This is a genomic window from Actinomadura physcomitrii, from assembly GCF_008923205.2.
GTDB classification, from domain to species: Bacteria; Actinomycetota; Actinomycetes; order Streptosporangiales; family Streptosporangiaceae; genus Spirillospora; species Spirillospora physcomitrii.
The window spans coordinates 191,802-213,904 of record NZ_WBMS02000011.1 but is presented as its reverse complement, the minus strand read 5'-3'; the positions used below and the strand labels follow the sequence as shown (position 1 = coordinate 213,904).

General features: G+C 72.0%; 11 protein-coding genes. 6 read left to right on the top strand and 5 right to left on the bottom strand.

All coding sequences use genetic code 11. The annotated features are described in order from the left end of the window. Positions 1-79: 79 nt before the first annotated feature. The 3 genes from F8568_RS16460 to F8568_RS16450 are packed head-to-tail and all read right to left on the bottom strand — an operon-like array spanning position 80 to position 12,338. On the bottom strand, positions 80-4,177 hold the full coding sequence (locus tag F8568_RS16460; RefSeq protein ID WP_151594419.1) for an Eco57I restriction-modification methylase domain-containing protein: 4,098 nt from the start codon (positions 4,175-4,177) through the stop codon (positions 80-82). Next, positions 4,174-7,062 carry a helicase-related protein gene (locus F8568_RS16455; RefSeq protein ID WP_151594418.1) on the bottom strand — a complete coding sequence of 963 codons (2,889 nt, stop codon included), beginning with the start codon at positions 7,060-7,062 and terminating at the stop codon, positions 4,174-4,176. The genes F8568_RS16460 and F8568_RS16455 overlap by 4 nt, the downstream gene beginning before the upstream one ends. Next, entirely contained in the window at positions 7,059-12,338 is a 5,280-nt protein-coding gene (locus F8568_RS16450; protein WP_151594417.1) for a DEAD/DEAH box helicase, read from the bottom strand. Before F8568_RS16450 ends, F8568_RS16455 begins: the two co-directional genes overlap by 4 nt. 253 nt (positions 12,339-12,591) lie before the next feature. On the opposite strand from F8568_RS16450, the gene F8568_RS16445 reads away from it, so the two are divergent. The 4 genes from F8568_RS16445 (at position 12,592) to F8568_RS16430 (ending at position 16,889) form a co-directional block, all read left to right on the top strand. Further along, on the top strand, positions 12,592-13,008 hold the full coding sequence (locus tag F8568_RS16445; RefSeq protein ID WP_328600911.1) for an NUDIX hydrolase: 417 nt from the start codon (positions 12,592-12,594) through the stop codon (positions 13,006-13,008). Positions 13,009-13,167: 159 nt separating this feature from the next. Further along, positions 13,168-13,719: an RNA polymerase sigma factor gene (locus F8568_RS16440; protein WP_236008810.1), complete on the top strand. Its 552-nt coding sequence runs from the start codon at positions 13,168-13,170 to the stop codon at positions 13,717-13,719. 1 nt (position 13,720) lies between these two features. Then, positions 13,721-14,671 carry a CU044_5270 family protein gene (locus F8568_RS16435; RefSeq protein ID WP_151594415.1) on the top strand — a complete coding sequence of 317 codons (951 nt, stop codon included), beginning with the start codon at positions 13,721-13,723 and terminating at the stop codon, positions 14,669-14,671. A 148-nt stretch (positions 14,672-14,819) separates the two neighbouring features. Beyond that, positions 14,820-16,889 carry a 3'-5' exonuclease gene (locus F8568_RS16430; protein WP_151594414.1) on the top strand — a complete coding sequence of 690 codons (2,070 nt, stop codon included), beginning with the start codon at positions 14,820-14,822 and terminating at the stop codon, positions 16,887-16,889. Here F8568_RS16430 and F8568_RS16425 read toward each other — a convergent pair. Further along, positions 16,867-18,378, bottom strand: coding sequence for a serine/threonine-protein kinase (locus tag F8568_RS16425; RefSeq protein WP_151594413.1), 1,512 nt, complete (start codon positions 18,376-18,378; stop codon positions 16,867-16,869). The two genes, F8568_RS16430 and F8568_RS16425, sit on opposite strands and share 23 nt — an antisense overlap. Before the next feature lie 37 nt (positions 18,379-18,415). Continuing rightward, positions 18,416-20,461, bottom strand: a complete 2,046-nt coding sequence (locus tag F8568_RS16420) for an N-6 DNA methylase (protein WP_328600910.1) — start codon at positions 20,459-20,461, stop codon at positions 18,416-18,418. 235 nt (positions 20,462-20,696) lie between these two features. Here F8568_RS16420 and F8568_RS16415 point away from each other — a divergent pair, with 235 nt between their 5' ends. Together F8568_RS16415 and F8568_RS16410 are read left to right on the top strand one after the other, a co-directional pair. Further along, positions 20,697-21,548, top strand: coding sequence for a ribonuclease HI (locus F8568_RS16415; protein WP_151594412.1), 852 nt, complete (start codon positions 20,697-20,699; stop codon positions 21,546-21,548). A gap of 196 nt (positions 21,549-21,744) precedes the next feature. Continuing rightward, positions 21,745-22,092, top strand: a complete 348-nt coding sequence (locus F8568_RS16410; protein WP_160573641.1) for a DUF4352 domain-containing protein — start codon at positions 21,745-21,747, stop codon at positions 22,090-22,092. Positions 22,093-22,103: the final 11 nt, after the last annotated feature.

The following is a 22,103-nucleotide window of genomic DNA, read 5'->3' as shown; positions in this document are numbered from 1 at the left end:
TTTGTTGCTGGGGGGGGGGTGTGTTTTTGCTGTGGCCCCAACCCCCCCCCCCGCCACAAGTCAACGAAGCCGCCCCCGCTCAACGCTCGGGGTGGCGTGGTCCCTGCCCCGGAGGCGGATCGAGGATCGTCTTGTACGGCTCCCCAGTCTCGATCGCCTTCGCCATCGCGTCGTACACGTCCAGGATCAGCGCCTTCGTCCGCTCGAACCGCTCGGGATCGTTGCGCCGGAAGGCCCCGAAGCTGTCCATGATGTAGCCGACGTCGTCCCGCTCAATGCCGTAGAGGTGGAAGTAGGCGGCATCCAACTCGGCCCGCATGGCGAACCGCCGATTTTCATGCCACACAAATGGGGCCCCCTTGTCTCCCATGTCGCGAGCAAATTCTTTGACATCCCAGGCCGTAAATGTCAACTCTCGCACACGGCTTTCGATCCACGCGGCGCCGGGGATGGAGCCGTCCCAAGGAAGCCGATCCCGGTAACGCTTCGGCGCCAGGACTGGAAGCTGCTTCACCGTAAAGTACTTGAGATGAGTTCCGCCGCTCTTCTGTCGAACGACATAGTCCAAGACGTGAGAGCTTAGGTTAGCCAAAAGGCAGCCAACGTCGCCGATAGTCGGAAACATCAGCAGCGTGCCATCAGGTGCCGCAGACAGCGGGAAGACGGAGCTGATGAGTGTCCGCTCATCTGTACTGCGGCAGATATCACGCCAGCCGAGCAGCCAATTCTTGCCCCAACGATCTTTCAGTCGATCGATCACAGCGCTTTCATCGACCCAGTAGCGCGGAAGGGATCGATAATATGGGTTTTCCTTCTCCCGCAAGCCTGGGCGTGGCAGAGTCCCCATATTGGCCTGCGCCATGCTTTGACCTTCGTAAGTGCCAAGTCGATGATCAAAATGATGGACCATCTTCGCCTCATAAAGAGGAAGCATGCGATTATCATCACGAATGAATATATTCCCCTCCAGGACCCATCCCTGCGACTCGAGTTCCTCCCGGCTCTTGAACAAGCCCGAGTCGTTCGCCATGTGGAACATAGCCATAAAGGAGACGCCCCAGGGGTTGTTGCGAGGCGTTTCCTGCCACAGGACCGGCACGCGCCGGTAGATTTCGAGAGTGATCTTCGCGTCTCGGCGTGAGCGGAACAGCGGGGCTGTTCCTGTGTTGGGGTTGAGTAGGAGGATGTCTTCGGGCGGCATGGTGAAGCGGCGGTTCTCGATGTCCGAGATCTGGCGGGCGCCGAAGGAGAAAGCGGCCTCCTCAATCCGTGTCTCACGGCCGGCCGTGCTGAGCAGGCAGAAGCGGAAGCTGTGGTGAACGTCCTTGCTGAGCAGGAATTCCTCGTTCTCGAACTCCAGGAACGAGACGAGCTTGCTGTTACGGACCAGGTCGCCGAAGAAGGGTGCCGTGGTGGCGTCGGTGGCGATGCCTGTGGGGAGCACCAGGCCGCTGCGTCCGCGCGTGGCGATGATGGTCCGGGCGGTCTCGGCGAAGACCGAGTAGGTGTTGACGTCGCCGCGTCCGGTCAGCGGGTAGCGGCCGGTCGAGCGGAGCATCTGGCTCCAGCCTGTCGACTTGCGCAGTTCCGCCTGGAAATCGGCGTAGAGGGATCGGTCGGTGGGCTCGTCGCTGTCCTTGAGCGCGTTGATGAGCTTCTTGCGCGCGGCGGCGTTGGCGGCCGTGGCGATCTCGTCGCTGCGGGATGCGAAGAACTCCTGTTCCTGGAGCTTGACGCGCTCCCAGGGCGGGTTGCCGAGGACGCAGCTGAAGCCGCCCTGCCAGCCCGTGTCGGGGTTGGCGTCGCGGGCTTCGTCGTCGCCGACTCGGAAGACGTCCGGGAACTCCAGGTGCCAGTGGAAGAACTGGTAGCGCTTGGTGATCTCGGTGAGTTCCCGCTCCATCTCCTCGGTGGGCGCCGCCTGCGGGAAGTCGTCGCGGGCGGTCTCGTCGCCGCCCATGATCTTGAGGGTCGCGGTGGTGATGGGGCGCGGGGTCCGCTGTTTGGGGAACACGAACGCGGCGCACCAGGCGTCCGCGACGCGCTTACGCTGGGCGAGGTTTGGGGAGCCGAGGAGGGCGCGGAAGCGGCGGGCCTGCTCGCGGATGTCGGCGATCGACGTGATCCGCATCCGGTTGAGGGCGGTGGCCTGCTCGGTCAGCACGGCCGTGTCGTCGGACTCTGGCTGCCCCAGGTCGAAGAGTCCCTCGTCGTGAAGGGAGAGCTGGCGACCGCGCTCCTTGGCGTTCTGCCTGCGGATATCGGTGATGACCTTCTTGTCGTCGTCGCCGATGGCCTTGTACGCCTCGTCCGGGATCCCCTGGAAGAGGAGCTTGGGGGTCGTGCCGAGGAGGGAGTTGCCGACCTTGATGCGGGTGTCGAGGAACGCGAGCGGCCGGCCGGGCTGCAGCGATTCGAGCCACAGGGAGACCTTCGCCAGTTCGGCGGCCATCGGGTTGAGGTCGACGCCGTAGAGGCAGCGTCCGACGACCTTGTGCATGGCGTCGCGGATGGTCGCCGGGGTCGGCTCCTCCTCGTCGTTCCAGAGGGCGGCGTACCGGCGGGCGATGCGGCGGGCGGCGGCGACGAGGAAGTGCCCGGAGCCGCAGGCGGGGTCGCAGACGGTGATCTTCAGGAGGTCGTCGGGGTTGCGGTCCTTGGCGTACTCGTCGATGACCGGGTCGAGGGTGGTCTTCAGCAGCTCGTCGATGAGCGCGGTGGGCGTGTAGTACGAGCCCGTCGTCTTGCGCTGGTTGCCGGGCAGCTCCTCCAGGCGGAAGACGGCTTCGGCGCAGTCCGGGCGGGGTTCCAGTTCGAGGAGCGACTCGTAGACGCTGCCCAGTTCCTCGGCGTCGAGGTGGCGGTAGTCGACGCGGTGCAGGCGCCCCTTCCGGTCCTTGAAGGTGGTGAGCAGGCGGATCGCGCCGAGCAGCCGCTCGTTGGTCAGCTCGCAGGCGCGCAGCAGGTCGGGCGCGGGGCCGTCGCCGGCGCCGTCGGCGAGGGGGTCGCCGGCGCGGAAGAACAGGCCGCCGAGGGCGGGCAGGGCGAGTTCGGGGCGTCCCTCGTCGGAGCCGAGGGCGTCGAGCACCACAACGAGGGTGCGCCACAGGTCGGGGTGGCGGTCGCCGCGGCGGCGCGAGGCGATGCGGCGGAGCCGTTCCACCGAGAAGTACTTGGTGTACCGGTCGCGGGCCGCGTTGAGTTCGGCGCGCTCGCCGGGGGTGGCGTCCGGCGGGTCCGGGAGGAGCAGGGCGCCGCGTCCTTCGGCGACGAACAGGAAGATGAGCTGGTAGGCGAGGCGGAGCAGCTCGTGGTGGAAGTCGTGGCGGGTGAGGCGCCCGGACGTCAGCTCCTCCCGCAGCGGGGGGTTGGCCTCCAGGAAGCCGGTGCCGAGTTCGTTGAGGGCCTTCTCGACGTTCTTGCGGAGCTGCTCGCGGGCGCGGCTGCCGGTCTCGATGGCGTGGTCGCGCCAGCGCTCCAGCCAGCAGTCGGCGACCGTGGGCTCGCCGCCGTCCTCGCGCGGCAGCGGCTCGAGCCGGGAGGAGTGCAGCATCGCGAAGAGCTGCACGAACTCCGGGTACAGGTCGCCGTCGAAGATGGCTTCCAGGTCGAACTGGACGTAGGCGGAGCTGACGAGGGTCTTGGAGTCGCGGACGATGCGCAGCAGCCGCCCGTTGGACAGCACGCCCCACAGGTGGGCGTCGCTGCCGTTGAGGAACTCCTGCACCATCGACTGCGGGGCGCGGGCGGACTCGCCGCGGTGCCCGGTGCGGCGGTCGAGGTCGGCGTGCCAGCCGAGCAGGTGCACGGCGACGTGCTCGCCCCAGCGGTGCGAGATCGGGTACGTCCTGTCCCCGACGGCGATGCCGCCGCGCAGGTAGGTGAGGCGCCCGTAGCCGAGCTCGTCGAACAGCCGCAGCAGCCAGCGCTCGCGGGTCTCGGTGGTGGCCGGGTCGCTGTCGGGCAGCGCGGCGAGCCGGTCGCGGAACGCGGCGTAGGCGCCCTTGAGGTACTCCCACTTGCGGCTGGCGGCCTCGCCGAGCCGCTCGCCCGCGGCGAGGTGGTAGTCCTCGGGGCGGTTGCCGGGCAGGTCCCGGTCGGCGGACCTGATCCGCTCGATCAGGTCGGCGGACAGCAGGCCGCCCTCGACGGTGACGGCGGTGTAGGGGGAGGTCACCGGGCTCCTCCGGCGGGCAGGTAGACGTAGAGGCCGAGGACGTCGGCGTGGTCGTGGGGGCGGACGTCCAGGCCGCGGCGGACCGCGCCGACGGAGGCGCGGACGCGGCGGTGGGCGTCCTTGAGGCGGTCGGCGAGGCCGGCGGCGCGGGCGTCCAGGTCGGCCTGGACGCCGCCGGGCGGCGCGGGCTCGCCGGGGACGGGCGGGTCGCCGAGTTCGGCGATGGAGGCCGCGACGGCGCGGGTCACCAGCTCGGGGAGCACGTTGGCGTCCGGGCCGGCGCCGAGCAGCGCGGTGACCTCGGCGTCGTCGAGCCATTCGCGGCCGTCGGGGCCGGAGCGGTAGGCGAGGATCTGCGCGTCCTCGGCGACGAGGGCGCGGGTGCGGGCGCGTCCGGGCAGCGTGAGGTGGAACCGGTACCGCACCAGCAGCAGCGTGGTGCGGGCCGTCACGGCGGTGGTGCGGATGGCGCCGCAGCGGCGGGCGGGCCGCTGCTTGTCGGGGAGGCGCGGGTCGAGCGCGGCGTCCACGACGGAGCGCGCGAGCGCGATGACCAGCGGGTCGGTCCGGACGAGGGCGTGCTGCCCCGGCGGGACGGGCAGGTCGCGCACGAACGCCAGCTCGGGGGCCTTCGACTCGTCGTCGGCGGCGCCGACCAGGCCGAGGGCGTGCCGGGTGCCGATCGGCAGGCCCTGCGTCTGGACGGTGAAGCCGTGCTCGTCCACCTGGACGGCGCCGCCGAGCGCGGCCATCGACTCGCGGACGAACCGGGCGACGTCGGTGTGCCGGCCGAGCGCGGTGCGGGCCTCGACGGCCTCCCTGCGCACCTCGTCCAGCTCCTTGACGCCGGAGTGGGCGTACTTGGTGATGACCCTGGACTCGCGGGCGGCGGCGCTCTCCCACTGGCGGTGCAGCCGCTTGGTGCTCTCCCCCGCCACGCCGGGGATGGTGAGCTGGTCGGCGTCGTCGCGGCGCAGCAGCAGCCCCTCGACCAGGGCGTTGATCACGGTCTCGCTGCGTTCGGGGACGGGCACGGCGACGCCGGTGGCCTTGGCGATCGCGGCGTGCTTGCGGATCAGCACGTCCAGGACCAGGCCGTCGATGCCGTTGTCGAGGCCGATCATGGTGACGGCGCGGACGCGGGACGCGCGCTGCCCGAACCGGTCGACGCGTCCCTCGCGCTGCTCGTGGCGGGTGGGGTTCCAGGCGAGGTCGTAGTGCACGACGGCGCGGAAGTGCTCCTGGAGGTTGACGCCCTCCGACAGGCAGTCCGTCGCGACCAGGACGTGCCGCTTGGGCTGCGCGGTGAGGGCGTTGATGCGGGCGACGCGCTCGGCGGGCGGCAGGGTTCCGGTGACCGCGTCGACGGCGGCCGACCGCTTCAGCGCCTTCGCCAGATGCGCGGCGACGTACTCGGCGGTCGGGATGTAGCGGCAGAACACGATCGGGTCGTAGCCGTCGGTGAGCAGCGCCTTGACCTCGTCGATCAGCGTGGCGAGCTTGGCGTCCTTCTCCGCGCCCTCCAGCTCACGGGCCCTGGCGGCCATGGCGCGCAGCCGGGCGCGGGCACCGCCGGACAGCTCGTCGTCGCCGGCGCCCGGCGCGACGTCCCCGCCCTCCATCGGGTCGTCGTCGAGGGAGTCCAGGACCCCCGCCGACCCGAGCGCGTCCGCCTCCGCGACCGTCTCGGCGGCGGCCGCGGCCGACCGGGCCTCCAGCGTCGCGGCGGCGGCCCGCGGCGAGGACGCCACCGACCGCAGCAGCGCCAGCGCCGACCACCAGCGGACCTGGCGGCGGACCTCGCCGGTCGAGGTGTCGGTGACCGTCTCGCGGGCGTAGGACAGCACGTCGCGCATCAGGTCGGCGTAGTCGCCGGACTGCTCGTAGTCGGCCTCCCAGGTCAGCCGGTCCTGCGGGAACCGGGTGTCCTCGTCGAGGTAGCGGCGGATGTCGCGGCGGCGGCGCTGCACGTAGTGGCGGGCCAGCCGGTCGCGGCCCTTCTCGGTCTCCAGGTCCAGCTCGGCCAGCTCGGGATCGAGGAGGCCGATGAGGTCGCGGAAGGCGTCCTCCTTGCCGCTGTGCGGCGTCGCGGTGACGAGGATCAGGTGCCGGTCCGGGTCCCTGGACAGCTCGGTCAGCAGGTCGTAGCGGCGCTGGCGCTGGACGCCGCCCGCCCCGCCCGCCGGGACGCAGGTGTGCGCCTCGTCCACGATGACCAGCTCCGGGCACGACCGCAGGAACTGGGCGCGGCGCCGGTCGCCCTTGATGAAGTCGGTCGACACCACCGTGTACGGGTACCGCTCGAACAGCGACTCGTCCGGGTACAGGTCGCGGTCCAGCCGCGTCACCGTCGACGGCAGGACGAGCGCCGCGTCGATGCCGAACTTGTCGCGCAGCTCCGCCTGCCACTGCTCGGCGAGCGCCGGCGAGCACAGCACGGTCAGCCGCTCCGCCTCGCCCTGCTCCAGCAGCTCCTTGGCGATCAGGGACGCCTCGACGGTCTTGCCGATGCCGACGTCATCGGCGATCAGCAGCCGGACCACGTCCATCCGCAGCGCCAGCAGCAGCGGCAGCAACTGGTACTGGCGCGGCTCCACGGCGATCGCGGCCAGCGACCGGAACGGCCCCGCGGTGGAGGTGAACCCGATCCGCATCGCGGTGCGCAGCAGCCCGGCGGCGACGCTGTCGCCGATGTCGTCCGCGTCGCCGGTGGGGCGGGGGAAGCTCGCGGGCTCGACCTCGCCCGGGAACAGGCCCGTGGTGAACTCGCCGTCGCCGTTGAGCGGGCGCGCGAGGACGAACCCGGGCGTGCTGTCGGGCAGGACGACCCATTCCCGGCCGCGGGCGGTGACGAGCGCTCCCGGCGCGAACGCCGCCGCGGTCATCGGGCGCCGCCCCGTCCGCCGCCGAACACGCTCGGGTACTCGCCCACGATCTCGCTCCATCTCGTCTTGTCGCCGCCGAACCTGACCACCAGCCAGCCGAGGTCCAGCAGCCGCCCCTCGCACTGGACGTCGCGCTCCCACACCGCCGGGTACAGGTGCGGCGGGCCGTCCACGAACACCGCCACCGGCCCGGCGGGCGTCCGGTACACGAAGTCGGGGCGGGCCAGGGCATCGCTGATCAGCGGCTGCGCCTCGTCAGGCAGACGATAGTCGTTCTCCTTCAGGAACGTGACGAACTCGCGTTCCAGGCCGCTGCCGGAATCGGCCGCGAGGCCGGCGGCGTACTCCTCGGCGGTGCCCCGCTGCGCGCCGCGCGCCCGCGTCCACGACCCGGCCAGCTCCGCCAGTACCCCGACGGCGGCGTGCCGGTCGATGAGCTGGTGGAAGCCCTGGTTGGTGTAGGACAGCAGGCAGTCGTAGCAGCCGCGCTCGCAGCGCTCGCGGGCGCCGGGCGCCGACCCGAGATCGTCGAGCGTGCCCGGTTCGACGTGCATGATCCCCAAAGCCTTCTTCGCCACCTCGGCGAGCAGGCCGCCCTCGTCGTGCAGCCGCCGCAGCGCCCCCGCGCCGCCCTCCGCGCTCTCCACGAACAGCATCCGGCCGCGCCCGTCGGGGTCCGGCAGCCACTCGCTGGTCAGCTCCGCGTCCTCCAACTGGAACAGCGCCTCCATCCCGCGCTCCAGCGCGTACCGGAGGGTGACCGCCTCCGTCTCCGACACCGGGCGGGCGAGCCGGAACACGCAGATGTTCTTGTGGTCCTCGACGAACGGGACGACCTTGACCGCGCGGACGGCGTCCTTCAGCGCGCCGAGCTCCGCGTCCTCCGGCGTGAGGTCGGCCGCGCGGGACTCGCTGAGCCAGCGGCCCCGGACCGGGTCGAGCCAGAACCCGATGTCGCTCGCGTCCCTGCGGCGGCGGCGCCCCCGGTTGATGACGCGGACCGCCGCCGCGTCCCCGTACACCAGCTCGGCGATCGGGACGCCGTCGTTCTCCACGTCCGCGTGCACCCGGCCCGGGCGGGACCCGTGCGCGCTGAACCGGTACACGGTCTGCAGCTCGAACCCGGCGCGGCGCCGCTCCTCCTCGTCGGAGGAGATCCGCTGCCGCCGCACCGTGTGGACGGTCTGCAGATGCATCAGGTTCGGCAGCACGCCGCCGAGTCCGGCGCCGCACTCCTCACAGCGGTCCACGCCCGCCTGCCGGGCGTGCCAGTACCCGCACGAACCGCAGATGCGGGCCTCGGTGGTGCCGACCTCGCCGGCCTCCGCGCCCGCCGGGACCTGCACGCTCGCGACCTGGTAGCGGGCGCCCTCGTGGTAGATCAGCGCGCCCGGCCCGAACTCGCCGACCGCGATGAACCGGGGCCGCTGGATGTAGGTGCCGCGCCTGCGCTCGCCCGGGATGTAGGCGGCGAGCGGCAGCCTCGGGAAGGAGTAGCCGGGCAGGAAGCCCTCGGAGGCGAAGTAGCGGTAGGTGTAGAAGTCGCTGAACTGGACCTCCCGCTCGCGTTCAGAGCCGTCGCCGGAGCCGCCGGTCGGCTCGTTCTTCAGCAGCTTGAGCTGGTTCTCGGCGTCCATGCGACGGCGCTGCGCCTGGCGGCGGGACTTGGGGTCGGTCGAGTCGTCCACGACCCGGCGGTTCTGCTCCCGCTGCTCGGCGAGCGCGGCCCGGTACAGCTGCCGCCACCGGTCGCAGGCGGCGTCGAACCGCTCGGCGGCGCCCCGCACCACGTCTCGGACCCAGTCCTCGTACCACCACGACGTATCGCGAATGTTCGCCGCGCCGCCGCCGGGCCCGCCGTCGTCGCCGCCGGCCAGGCCGGCGATGATGCGCTCCGCGCGGTCGACGGCGCGGCGCCGGGCGCCCTCGTCGGCGAACTGCTCCCACAGATGGGGCTTGATCTCCAGGGTCGGCTCCTCGCCCGAGACGTCCAGGACGTCGCCCATCCGCGAGTGCAGCGACGCGCCCGTCTCCGCGAGCCAGATCGCGTGGACGTGGGAACGCAGCAGATCCTCGTTGGTCAGATCGAGCTTGGGCGGCTCGACGCTGCCCGCGACCATCAGGTCCGACCGGCGGAAGTAGTACTGGTCGTGGGCGCGGCCCGTCGAGCAGTACGTGGTCACCAGCGCAGGCTGGCCGCTGCGCCCGGCGCGTCCGGCGCGCTGCGCGTAGTTCGCCGGCGTCGGCGGGACGTTGCGCATGCCGACGGCGTTGAGGTCGGAGATGTCCACGCCCAGTTCCATCGTGGGCGAGCAGTACAGCAGCGGAAGCTCGCCCTCGCGGAACGCTTCCTCGCGCTGCATGCGGTCCTCGACCGTGACCTGGGCGGTGTGCTCGCGGGCCTCCAGCCCGGCCAGCAGACCGGCGGTCTCGCGGTACAGGTCGCGGAAGAAGGCGTTGACCCGGATGCCGGCGCCGTCGTCCACCACCTTGCGGAGCGGGTCGGGAGCACCGGACCGGCCGTCGCCCGCCCGCCAGACCAGCGCGGACGCCTTCAACCGGTAGCCGAGCGCGCCGTCGCGCCCCTCGTCGACGACGGCGAGCAGGCCCGCCTCCTCCAGCACGCGCAGCAGGCTGCGGATGACCGCCTGGGCGTCGTCGACGGACAGCGGGGACGCGAACTCGCGCGGGCGGCGCAGATAGCGGCCGAGCGCGCTGCGGCCGGTGAAGTGCACGCTGTCCTTGCTGCCGCCGCGGCCCGACGGGACCGCGTAGACGGTCCGGGCCGGGATCCTCGGCTCCCGCGGCGGAAGCGACCAGACACCCTTGAGAAGCTGGTCGGACAGGTTCTGGAGCCGCTCGTGGCCGTCCGGGTTCAGCACGTCCACGTCGACGGTGAGCTGGCGGCGCATCTCGTCCAGCAGGATGTGCGCGATCTCCTCCCGGTGCGCGGGCCCGTCGCCACGCAGAAGGGGGTGGGCGTCCCGCCAGCTCTCCTCGTCGGCGGCGATCTCGGGCAGGTCGACGTACGCGAAACGGATCAGGCCGGTCTGCTCCAGGTTCGGCATCGTCACGCGCCAGCCGCGTTCCAGATCGGCGTAGAGGCGGTAGGACAGCACCTGCCGCAGCGCCCTCCGCACGTTCTCCTTCTGGCTGAACTTCACGCGGGGATTCTGCGCGAACGCCTCCATCTCGAGGTCGAGCGCCCGCTCCACCTCCTGCGCGACGGTCTCGTGGGTGAGGCCCCGCTCCCCCGCCGCGTCCGCCGCCCGGTACAGGGCGCCCCGCACCTGCGTGACCTGCGCGAAGTCGTTGAAGAACCCGGCCTGGAGGCTGGCGTCCTGGCGGTTGTCGACGAACGTCAGCAGCTTGCGGGCCCTCCTGCCGAGCCCCTCCTGGGTGCGCAGGCTGCGCACCACGCTGGAACTGATCACCGAGACGGCCGAGCTGCGGCCCTCCGCGGCATGGGAGGCCAGCTTGGCGAAGTCCTGGCCGCGGGTCTGCGCGTAGGAGACGCGGCAGCGCAGGCAGAACCGGAACGGGGTGGAGAAGTAGGCCGCGCGCAGGCCCTCGCCGGGCGGGCGCTCGGTGCCGTCCGTCCCGACCCAGACCTCCTGCGGGAGGTGGTCGCGCAGGCTCGGCAGGACGTAGTCGGCGCCACTGTCGTCGGTGCCGTACCAGGAGTCGGGCAGCCGGCCCGCCCCGATGGGATCCTCGACCGGCCAGGGATGGTCGGAGCTGACGTACAGGTAGCCGTTCGCCTCGTCGCCGCCCGCCGCGTCCTGCTCCTGGCGCGGCGTGTAGCGGACGGTGCCCGACTTCCTCGACCGGGCGACGACGAGGTACTCCTGCCCGCACTCGCGGCAGAACGCCAGCGGCAAGAGGATCTTGTCGCGGTCTCCGGGAACGCTGACCTGGTACTGGCTGGTGATGTGCCGTACGCCTTCGGGCTCCAGGCTGACGTGGACGGTGTCGCCCTTGGTCAGGAACTGGTGGAGCCGGAACGCGAACAGCGGCCAGCCCGTCACCTCGTGGCGCTCGCGCGCCCCCTGCCGGAGCGCCTCCTCGATCGCCTTCACACAGCGCTCCACCGGCTCGCCGGCGGCCTCGGCGAGCCGCTCGGCCGCCTTGGGGAGGGTCTGCGGACGGCGCCGGACGAGGCGCCCGTGGTCTTCCCCGGGCCCCGCCGGTTCCTCGGCGAGGCCGAAGGTCGACTCGATCCAACCGCAGAGCGGGTCGCGCGCCAGCTCGTGGTAGCCGCGATCACCCCGCTCCAGCGCAGCGGCGATGCCCGCGCGCAGCTCGTCGCGCGACGGGGCGGCGTGCACGGTGGCGCGCCGCAGCGACTCGCCGATCACTCGCCCCGGCTTGATCCGCGTACCGAACAGCCGGGTCGCGACCCCGGCGACCCGCTCCTGCGCGGCGGCGAACGTCGCCTCCGTCGCCATGGTCGCCGACGTGCCCACGCACTGCAGGTCCGGTGCGGCGCACGCCTCCCGCAGCCGCCGCACCAGCATCGCCACGTCCGCGCCCTGCCGGCCCCGGTAGGTATGCAGTTCGTCCAGCACCAGGAAGCGCAGCCCCTGCGCCGCGCCGATCAGCTGGAGCCGCTCCACCGGGCGGGTCAGCAGGTACTCCAGCATCACGTAGTTGGTCAGCAGGATGTCGGGCTTGGTGCGCAGGATGCGGTCGCGCTCGTCCTGCCGCTCCTGCCCGGTGTAGCGGCCGAACGTGACGGGCCTGCCGTCGGCAGCGATCCCGTAGGTGAGGTACTTCTCCAGCTCGTTCCACTGGCTGTTGGCCAGAGCGTTCATCGGGTACACGACGATCGCCTTGATGCGGCCCGGTTCGGGATCGCGCAGGACCGAGTCGACGATCGGGACGAAGTAGGTCAGGCTCTTGCCCGATCCGGTTCCGGTGGTGAGCACGTAGCTGTCGCCCTCGCGCGCCGCCACGATCGCCTCGCGCTGATGGCGGTGCAGGGTGAGGGTGCGCTCTCCCGGGTCGTCCTTGTCCTTTCGGGCACGGAAGTAGCGGGCGCAGCCGGGGTGCAGGAGCTTGCCGCCGTCCGGCGCGTCCTCGGCGACCAGGTCGTCGACGGTGCCGCCGGGCTCGAAGTTCGGGTTCAGGGACAGCCACGGGTCGGGCCAGCGGACCTTGTCCCGCTCCTCGTTCGCCATGTGCTCGGCGATCTCGGCGTCCCGGACCTGGACCAGTGAGGCGGTGAACTCGGAGTAGTCCTCGATCAGCCGCTCGTGCACACCGAAGACGTCCATACGCGCCGTCTCTCCCCGTCCGCTCGTCCCCACCGTGCTCGCACCACGACCTGTCACACTTCGACGCGTGGCATGCGCCGCCGGATGACCATGCGCTGTCAGAACCGTAAGCACAACCACGGCTCTCGTCAACGCCAATCCGAAATTTGACGGTTGATCGAGTTAACATGAACCGAGACGCGGGAGGGTTGCTCGGGTGAGCAGGGGCCTGGGGCGGGGGGTTGTCTGGGTGTGGCGGAGGTTGGGCGGGCGGGTGCAGTGGCGGCTTGCGCGGCTCAGGCATGACACGTTCCTCGTCTATGCCGCCGGCGTCGTCCGGGACGAGCAGGGGCGCATTCTGCTGCTGCGGCACCGGCTGTGGCCCGAGTACCGTGCCTGGGGGCTGCCCGGCGGGTACGTGAACGCGGGCGAGCGGCTGCAGGACGGCGTGGCCCGCGAGATACGGGAGGAGACCTCGCTGGAGGTCGAGGTCGAGGAGACGCCCTTCCGCGTCGCCAGTGGTTTCCGGCACCGGGTGGAGGCGTACTACGAGGCCCGCGTCGTCGGCGGACGGCTCTCGCTCGACCCGGCGGAGATCCTCGAGGCGCGCTGGTGCGGGCTCGGCGAGGTGCCGGACGAGATGTCGGTGCGGCTTCGTCCCTTCGTTGTCTCCTGCCTTTCCGGAGGCTGAACGGACCGGCGGTTCGTACCGTCTCATTCGGTATGCGCTTCGTGCGGTGGCGGAGGTGGCGCAAGCTGGTGACCGTCCGGTCCGCCGCGGGCTGTAACGCCGGCCGCTTTCCCGGCACGTATGGGGCGATCCCCCCACTGAAGGAGCGCCACATGCGCCATGACGACCGCAGCGCCGATGGATGACCGCAAGGCCCGGTTCGAGGCCCTCTACCGCGAGACGTACGAGCCGATACTCGGCTACGTCCTGCGGCGCTGCCCGTCGGCGGACGACGCCGCCGACCTCGTCTCCGAAGTCTTCACCGTCGCCTGGAGACGCCTGGACGACGTGCCCACCGGCGACCGCGCCCGGCTCTGGCTGTACGGCGCCGCACGGCGGGTCGTGGCCAAGTACTGGTCGAACGAGGCGACCCGCCGGCGGCGGACCGCGTCCCTGCATCCGCAGCTGCGGGACGAGATCGCCGCGACGGTCACCGACTTCACCGACGTGTCGGCCATCGCCCAGGCGTTCCGGCAGCTGACGGAGAACGAGCGCGAACTCCTGCGCCTGGTCGCCTGGGAAGGGCTGGACCACGCGGCGATCGCCACCGTCCTCGGCTGCTCGAAGGGAGCCGTTCGCGTCCGCCTGCACCGGGCCCGCGCGCGCTTGTCGCGCCTACTGCACGCGACCGGTTTCGACGCCACGCCCGTCACCGTGAAGGGAGACCGCTGACATGAAGGTCCACCCCACCGACAACCTCGTCCGCACCCTGTCGAGGGTCGATGACGCGTCCCTCGCCGGGTTCGCCGACCGCCCCGGCGCGCGGCGGCTCATGGACGACATCACCGCGGGCCCCGTACCCGAGCGACGTTCGCGGCGCCGTCTGCCCCGCCTCACCCTCCGCATCGCGGCGGTCGGCGCGGTGGCCGCGGTCACGACGGCGGCCGTGTCGCTCGTGATGACCGACGACGAGGGGCGTCCCCGCCCGGCCGTCCCCGGCATAGGCTCGGTCGCCGAAGCGGCGGTGGTGCTCGATCACGCCTCCGCCGCCGCGAAGTCCCGTCCCTACACCGCGCCCGGGCCGCAGCAGTGGCTCTACACCAAGTTCAAGATGACGGCCCCCGCCCATCCGTCCGGAATCGCCACCGGCGGCCCGTACACGACGAAGAGCTGGGAGCTGTGGCGGCGGGTGGACGGCAAGAACCAGTACGCCGCCTACGAGAACGGCAAGCTCGGCAAGTCGCCCGCGACCCGTGAAGCGCCGCTGGCGGCCAGGTTCGACCCGCTGCCCACCGACCCGGACGCGCTGCTGCGCAAGATCGGCGGAGGCAACGACCTGGCCTTCCACACCCTGGGGACCATCCTCGCCGAAAGCCTGCACCCGCCGGCGACGGAGGCCGCGATCTTCCAGGCGATCAAGCTGATCCCGCACGTCACGGCCACGGCGGGCGTCGTCGACGCGGACGGGCGTCCGGCGGTCAGCCTCGGTCTCACCGACCCGGCCGGCTGGCTGCGCAGCGAGATCCTGCTCGACCCGAAGACCTACCGCTACCTCGGCGAACGCTCCATCACCGTCCAGGACCACCGCGTTGACGGGAAGGTGACGGTGAAGCGCGGCACCCTCCAGTTCATCCAGGTCCGCGAGGCGGTCGGCGTAGTCGGCGAACCCGGCGAACGCCCCTGACCTTTCGCCTGGGCCGGGCCGGGGCCGTCCGCCCCGGCCCGGCCCGTGTCCGGAGGCGGACAGGGTGGTGCAAGGTTCAACCATCCGGGCCGCGGCTTCTAGGATGAGGAGGCTTACGGGGCGTCAGGTGCCGGGAAAGGGTGCGGAGTTGGCTCAGCTGGCCATTGCCAATTCGTTCATGCCGCAGTACGCCAAGCTCGAGCCGAGCGTGCGCAGGAGCGTGGAGGCTGCGTTCGCGAAGTTCGCCGCGCACACCGAGGCCGGACTGCACCTGGAGAAGATCACCGGGGCGAAGGATCCGCGGATCCGGACGATCCGCATCGACCGGTTCTGGCGCGGCGTCGTGCTCGCCCCCGAGCGCGGCGACGTGTACTGCCTGCTCGCGGTGCTCGGGCACGACGACGCGATCGCCTATGCCGCGAGCCGCAGATTCTCGGTGAACCAGGCGATCGGGGTGCTGGAGGTCCGCGACCAGGTCGCGCTCGACCAGATGTCGCCCGCGCTGGAGAAGGCCGCCGAGGGCACCGTCTTCCGGCTGCTCGGACATGTTTTCGACAAGGACCTGATCCGCCTCGGAATCGACGAGGAACTGATTCCGCTCGTCCGGCTGCTGACGACCGAGGCGCATTTGCAGGCGCTGGAGAAACTGCTGCCGGAACCGCAGTACATCGCCCTGCTGGCGCTGGCGACGGGGCAGAACGTCCAGCAGGCATGGGCGGAGGTCGCGCAGTGCCTGCCGGCCGAGGAGGAGCCGGGCCCCGTCGACCCGGACGACCTGGTGACCGCGATGCGGCGGACGCCCGGGGAGGTCGCGTTCGTCAGCGGGCCGGAGGAGCTCGCGGACATCCTCGCGCACCCGTTCGACACGTGGCGGATCTTCCTGCACCCGGTGCAGCGGCGGGTGGCGCTGCGGCCGTCCTACAGCGGTCCGGCGCAGGTGACGGGCGGTGCGGGGACGGGCAAGACGGTCACCGCGCTGCACCGGGCGCGGTTCCTGGCGGAAAAGGGCGGCCGGGTGCTGCTCACGACCTTCACCAAGAACCTCGCGCAGGCGCTGGAGCGGCAATTGGGGCTGCTCGTCGACGACGAGGAGGTGAAGAGCCGCATTCACGTGCAGAATGTGGACGCCATCACCTATTCGGTCGTGGGACGGCATCACCGGCCGAACATCGCCGGCCCCGACCTGCTCGATTCCCTGTGGGCGGACGCGGCGGCCGGGACGCCCTTCTCGCCGTCGTTCCTGAGCCGGGAATGGGAGCAGATCGTCCTGGCGCAGGACCTGCAGAGCGAGGACGACTACCTGGCGTGCACGCGGACGGGGCGGGGCGTCCCGCTCGGCAGGGCGCAGCGGTCGGTGGTGTGGCGGGCCGTCCGGGAGGTGACCGGCGGGCTCGCGGCGGCGGGCAAGTCGACGTTCCCGCAGCTCGCGAACGAGGCCGCCGACCTGGTCGAGGAGCCCGGCTACGACCACGTGATCGTCGACGAGGCGCAGGACATCCATCCCGCGCAGTGGCGGCTGCTGCGCCGGATGGTCGCCGAGGGCCCGGACGACCTGTTCATCGTCGGCGACCCGCACCAGCGGATCTACGACTCGCACGTGTCGCTTTCGAGCCTCGGCATCAACGTGCGGGGGCGCAGCACCAAGCTCCGGCTCAACTACCGCACGACGCAGGAGATCCTCAGCTGGTCCGTGCCGCTGCTGGGGGCGGCGCCGGCGCAGGGCCTGGACGACTCCGCCGACACCCTGGACGGCTACCGGTCGCCGATCCACGGCCGCCGTCCCCTCGTGCGGCGCTTCGCGGACCCGGACGAGGAGCTGGACGGCCTGGCCGCGCAGGTGCGGGAGTGGCTGGACGAGGGCGTCGAGCCGAGCGCGATCGGCGTCGCGACCCGGTACAACTACGTCGTGCGCAAGATCGTCGAGCGGTTGAAACGCGCCGGGATCGCGGCGTACCACGTGCCGAGCAAGTCGGCGGGCGTCCAGGCCGGGACGATGCACAAGATGAAGGGGCTGGAGTTCCGGTGCGTCGCGGTGGTCGGGGCGGACGGGAACGCGCTGCCGTCCGCCCGCGCCATCACGCCCGAGGACGAGGACCCGAAGGCGCACGCACAGGACGTCCAGAAGGAGCGGTGCCTGCTGTTCGTCGCGTGCACGCGCGCGCGGGACAACCTGTACGTGTCGTATGCGGCGTCGCCTAGCCCGTTCCTGCCTGCTTGAGTTCGTCCAGGAGAACCGTCAGGTCGGCCAGTTGCGGGTGATGGTCGCCATAGAGGCCTTGTAGGTCGGCCACCAGTTCGGACAGCTCCCGGCGGGCCTCGTCCGTGCGTCCTGCGGCGAGGTCGAGGCGCGCGATGCTCTCCCTCAGCCGGAACGCGTCGGCGTTGTAGGGGCTTTCGTGCGCGACGTCGCCGAGCAGTTCGCGCAGGTGCCCGAGGGCGGTGTCGGTCGCGCCCAGCTGCGCCTGGCAGATCGCCTCGCGTTCGCGGCAGCGGAGCACGTCCCGGTCGTCGGGCCCGTTCCACTCGGCCATCGCCACGGCGGCGGCACGGTAGGCGTGGACGGCGCGGCGGTAGTCGCCGCCCTGGTAGAGCACATCGGCGAGGTCCAGGCGCAGGCCCATGACCTCGGGGTCGTCGTCGCCGAGCGCTATGCGGGCGGGTTCGGCGGTGTCGGAGAGCAGTTCGGCGGCCTGCGTATACCGCCCGGCGCCGGCGAGTTCGGCGGCCTCCTCGCGCGCGCGGGCGACCTCGTCCGGCGTGGGCAGTTCGGCGGGCTCCTCCTGGCGGGGCGCCGGTGCGGTGCCCGTTATCCGGATCCGCGCGACGGCGCTGGAGTACAGGTGCGACGGCGCGACCGTGTCGACGGCGCCCGGCAGCGGCTCCAGCGTGGACACGAACTCCAGGAGGCGGTGGTAGACCTCGTCCGCGCTCGCCGGGCGGTCCGCCGGCTGCTTGGCGAGCAGATGCAGGACGAGGTCGTCCAGGCCCGGCGGGACGTCGCCGCGCAGGCTGCGGGGCGGCGCCGGCGCCTCGTCCTCGTGGCGGCGCATGACCTCGTAGGCCGTCGCACCCGGGAAGACCTGGCGGCCGGTGAGCATCTCGTAGAGGACGCAGCCGACGGAGTACAGATCGCTCCGCGGACCGGGACTGCCATACACCTGCTCTACGGCGCTGTAGCCGGGCGTGTAGGGCGCGCCCAGTCCGGTGGTGGTGCGCCTTACGTCCCCTGGGCCGAGCCCGACGGCGGCACCGAAATCGAGGACTTTCACCGAGCCGTCCGGGCAGAGCATCAGGTTGCTCGGTTTCAGGTCGCGGTGCACCAGCGGACGCCGGTGCGCGACGCTGAGCACCGCGCAGACCTGCGCCGCGATGAGCGCGGCCCACGACACCGGCAGCCTCTCGTAGGCGTCGAGGAGGTGGTCCACCGTCATGCCCTCGACGTACTGCATCACGAGGTAGAACGAGCCGTCGTGGTCGCCGAAGTCGTAGACGGTCGGGACGCCCGGATGCTCCAGCCACGCCGTGCTGCGGGCCTCCTGCTCGAACCGCGCGAGGAGCGACTCGTCCGCGACGCGGGTGAACTTGACGGCGAGCCTGCGGTCCAGGAACCGGTCGTAGGCGCGCCACACCTCGCCCATGCCGCCGCGCCCGATCGCCTGATCGAGTTCGTAGCGCCCGCGCTCCCCCAGGCGATCGCCCCGCCGCAACGCCCACCTCCCCCGCCGGGCGTCGGCGCGGCCCGGCCTAGTCGCGTGGACGCAGCGTACCGGCGCCGAGCCCGTCCAGCCCCAGCCGCAGGACGTTGGCGCCCAGGTCCCGGACGTCCCGCAGGCCCGCCTCCAGGTCGGCCAGCCGCCGGAACGCGGCGCCGAGCCGCTCCTGCTCGGCACGGGTGAGGCGCGGCAGCCTGGCGCGGCGCACGTCGAACCGGGCCGTCGAGGTGGAGCTGCGGAGCCGGGCGTCGCGCGCACCGAGCCACAGCCAGCCCGCGACGAAGTCGGCGTCGGCGCGCTCCGGGTCGACGCGGACCAGGGCGAGGCCCGGGCCGAGCACAGCGCCGCCCTCGCGGACGATGCGCGCCACCGGATGCCGGGCGGCCGTCGGGACGACGACGTCGCCGGCCTCGACGCGGACGTCGTCCGGGCCGGGGGCGGACGTTCGGCTGGGGCCGCGCCCTTCGACGACGTCCTCCAGGACCAGCAAGGGCGTGTCCCCTGGATCGAGCGTCGCCTTGGCCGGGGAACGCAGGACTTCCAGTACGCCGCCCTTGGCCAGTTCACCGACCGTCGTCATGGCGGCATCGTCGCGCGCCTGCGCTTCGGTAAGGGAGGCCAGCTCGGCCACCATCCCCGGCAGCTCGGACATCTTCCGCTCTAGGCGGTCCCTCTCGGCGGTGAACGCGCCTACGGATTCGGGGGTGCTGCGCTGCGGCAGATAGCGCGCGGGAGTCAGGTCCACCTCGTCGTCGAGCAGATCGATGATGCGGACGACGACGCTGCGGCCCGTCCCGTCGTCCACGGACTCCGGCTTGCGGAGGTAGCGGCGCCATGCGTCCAGCGCGACGTCCCGGAAGCCGTCGGGGTCGGCGGAGGTGTCCGCCATGAGGACGTCGTCGGCGGGATGGTCGCCGGGGGCGGGGCGCCGCAGGATCCACACCGTCAGCGCGACCGCCATGTTCGGGACGGCGCCGGCGGGCAGCCCTATGACGGCCCTGAGCGCGCCCCTGCGGAGCAGTTCCGAGCGTATGCGGCGGCCGGAACGGCGGTTGGCCACGGCAGGAGGCATAAGCATGACGACGTGCCCGCCGGGGCGCGTGTGGGCGAGACCGTGCTGCAGCCACGCCAGCTCCGATTCCATGCGGGGAGGCAGCCCGTACTCCCAGCGCGGATCCCCGGTCAGCTCCTCGTAGCCCCAGCTGCGGTCGTTGAAGGGCGGGTTGGACACCACGAGGTCTGCCGTCCGGCCGGGGAACGCGTTCGCGCGCAGGGAGTCGCCGGGACGCACCTCCGCGCGCGCGCCGCGCAGAGCGAGGTGGACCGCGGTCATCTGCGCCGTCGTCGCGTCGATCTCCTCGCCCAGCAGGAGCCCGCCGTCCGCGGCCGTCTCGTGGGCCATGCGCAGGAACGAGCCGGTCCCGCACGCCGGATCCAGTACGGCGGCGTCCGCCTCGGCGTCGCCGGGCGGCTCGGCGCTGCGGCCCAGCTCCAGCATCAGCCGGACGACCGGCTCCGGCGTCAGGTAGACGCGGCGGTTGTGGTGCTCCAGGTAGCGGGTGCGCAGGAACTCGAACGTCTCGGCGGCGCCCAGCTCGCCGGCCAGCTCGGCGAGCGTCCGGACGAGCGCGACCCGGTCGTCCGGCAGGCGGGGCGGGAGCCCGGCGGCGTCCGCCAGGCCCGGTGCCGGCGCGGCGGCGTCGCGGAGCGCGCGCGGCAGGCTGATGGCGAGGTCCTTGTCGGGCCTCCTGGACAGACCCCGCCACCGGCCCGGGTCGCCGTTCATGAAGAGCAGGAACGCGCCGGCGAACGCGAGGACGCCGGCGAGGTCGGCGTCCCCGGCGACGGTCTGGCGGAGCGCCTGCCAGACGCGCTCGCGCACCGGCGATCCGGTGAGCTTGCCCTGCCCGCGCAGCCAGCCTTCCACCTCGGCGAGGGAGAACGCCGGGCTCGCCGCCGTCCCCCCGACCGGGCGGGGGAAGTCGTCATGGCGCCGCCGCCAGTTGCTCACGGCCGCCCGCCCGACGCCCGCAAGGCGGGCGATGTCCGCCGCGGTCACCGTCGCGTCGTTCGTCACCGGCACTCCCATCAGCCCAGCCGCAGGACCACTCCTGGCGGTCTCACCCTAGCGTCCCACACCGCCGCGTTTCAGCGGTTGATGACATTCACAATGAGCACTCCCACCCACCCCCGCTTGGCGCCCTTCATTGCATGGATCATCAGTTGATTGCATTCACATGTAACTCTATGGTTCACTGTGCACGCCAACAACCCCCCGAAGAGCGGAGTGATCAGCCATGCATGCCGTGACGATGCCGCTACATGAGTTCGACAGCGCTCAGGCGGCCGCCCCGCCCGCGGTCGCCGCCCGCACCCAGCGGCTGCGCGCCTGCGCCACCCGCGCCGCCGGATGCGCGTGCTGCGGCGTCGCGCGGCGGCTGCTGTGGCTGTGCTTCGCCGCCGTCCGGCACGGCGACACCGCGATCGCCGAGATGCTCGCCGCCGAGGCCGAGCACTACGTCGACGCCGGAGCACATCAGGGGGGCTGCCCGCAGGTCCCGCGCCCCGCCGGCCTGCGCGGCGGCAGGACACCGGCACAGGGGCGGGTGCCCGGCCCCGCCGGGCACCCAGGCGTCCTCGTCGCCGCGACCGACGCCGGCTGGAAGCGCGGCACCTGCGGGCTCGGCTACGTGATCGACGACGGCCGATGGGGCATGCACGGCTGGAAGTTCGGCCCCCAGGACCCCACCGGCCCCGCGAAGGTCCTGGTCAGCGAGCTGCGGGCGGTCGGGCTGCTGCTCGACCGGATCGACGACGACGGCGCCGACCTGGTGCTGCTGCTCGACAGCCTCCAGGCGCTGCGGTTCCTGAGCGCCTGGCAGGGCGGCGACACCGGCCGCATGCCGGACGGCTACGACCTGCGGCCCCGCCGGTACGGCGCCGCCCCGTCGCTCGTCCGCCTCGCCGCCCGGGTGGCGCGGATGCCCGGACTGCGCCTCGAGCACGTCAAGGGCCACTCCGGCCACCCGCTCAACGAGGCCGCCGACTCGCTCGCGTCCATCGCCCGGCGCCGCGTCACCGAGGTCTTCGACTCCCCCGCCCGCGCCGCCGGCCTCGTCGAGGCCTTCCTACGCGCCTGGCACACCCCCGCCCTCGCGGCCTGACCCGTTCCGTGGAGCACCCCATGTCCCCCGACCAGCCCGCCCACGCCCCGCGCCCCGTCCCGCCCCCACCGCCCCCGGGCGCCGTCCCGCCGCCGCCGGACGTGTTTCCGTCGCCGCCGGGCCATTTCCCCCGGTACAACGGCCCCGTCCCACCGCCCGGATACCCCCCGCACAAGCAGAAGGGCACGTCACCAATGTGAAGAAGGGCGTGAAGCGGGTCGGCGACGAGTACTTCGGCAGCACCGCGCAGGGCCAGTACGTCCTCATCTACGTGACCGTCGAGAACATCGGCGACAAGGCCCGCACGTTCACCGCCGGGAACCAGACCCTCTACGACACCAAGGGCCGCAAGTTCGACACCGACGGCGGCGCGACGGTGATGATGGGCGAGAAGTCGAGGTCGTTCCTCGAGCAGATCAACCCCGGCAACTCCGTGCACGGCATCCTCATCTTCGACGTCCCGCGCGGCATCCGGCTCAAGGCCGTCGAACTGCACGACTCGGTGTTCTCCGGCGGCGTGACCGTCCCTCTCGGCAACCGCTGACCCCGGCCCGG